The sequence below is a fragment of the Streptomyces sp. KLMMK genome, from assembly GCF_036961605.1.
GTDB lineage: Bacteria > Actinomycetota > Actinomycetes > Streptomycetales > Streptomycetaceae > Streptomyces > Streptomyces telluris.
In genome coordinates this window covers 1-1,054 of sequence record NZ_JBAMDC010000768.1, presented here as the reverse complement: position 1 = coordinate 1,054, position 1,054 = coordinate 1, and the positions used below count along the sequence as shown (strand labels likewise).

At 78.0% G+C, this 1,054-nt stretch carries 1 protein-coding gene; it reads right to left on the bottom strand.

The window, feature by feature from the left end:
- On the bottom strand, nt 1-1,054 hold a 1,054-nt coding region (locus V7793_RS37845), incomplete at both ends, for an FUSC family protein (RefSeq protein WP_336014286.1).

Here is a 1,054-nt window from a genome sequence, read left to right as displayed (position 1 = left end):
ACCGCGTCGTGGGCCACTCCGGTGAGCCAGGCCTCGGCGTCGACGACGAGCAGGACGTGGGCGTCGCCGATGCCGTGCCGGTCGGCCGCCCGCCGCAGGGGGCCGGAGTCCTCCGCCGGGTAGCGGGAGACGGTCGTGCGGGGCTCGCGCGGCCCGGAGCCGCGCAGCGTGTCCGCCGCGCGCAGCACCTCCTGCGCCACCTGCCCGGCGAGCCCGGTCAGGGCGGCGGCGGGTCCCGGCGGGAGGGGCTCGCGCAACCCTTCCTGATGGGTCATCAGCAGCAGCTCGGCGCCGTGCACGATGGTGCGCCCGGTGGCCAGGGCCGCCTCCCAGTGCGGCTCGGGCCGGTTGCGGCGCATGCGCTCCGTCAGGTACTGGGCGAAGGAGGCCTCGGCGAGGTGCATGGCGCGCCGCGCGGCCTGCAGCGGGTCGCCCTGTGAGCGGTCGCGCTGGAGCCGGTCGTCGCCCAGCAGGGCGGTGACGGCGCGGCAGGCGACGGCGCCCTCGGCGAGGAGGTCCGCCATGTCACGGGCGAGTTCGCCGCGGCCGCCGCGGGGCCAGGCGAGGAGACCGGCCAGGGCCCCGGCGGCACCGCCGACGGCGATGTCGAGGAGCCGCACCTCGGACAGCTGCCGGTCGGCGCCGGAGAGCTGGGTGAAGACCAGGACGAAGGCGAGGGTGAAGGCGGCCTGCGTCCAGGCGGGCCCGAGCAGGGGCCCCAGGGTGAAGCCGACGAGGATGACGGCGGGCAGGGCGAGGGCGCAGAAGAGGGGCCGGTCGCCGGCGGCGTAGAGCATGAGGGCGGCGACGGCGGCGCCCGCGACCGTGCCGGCGAGGGCCGGGGCCAGGGCCGCCCGGGTGTCGGCCGCCGAGGTGCGCATGAGGCTGAGGGTCGCGAGCAGCACCCAGAAGCCGTGTGAGGGGTCGAGCGCGCCGACGAGCAGCCGGGCGCAGGCCAGCGCCACGGCCAGGCGCAGGGCGTTGTGCAGGTGGACCGAGCGGGGGGTCAGGTGCAGCCGCAGGCGCCGCCACCACAGCAGGTGCGCGGGCGTGT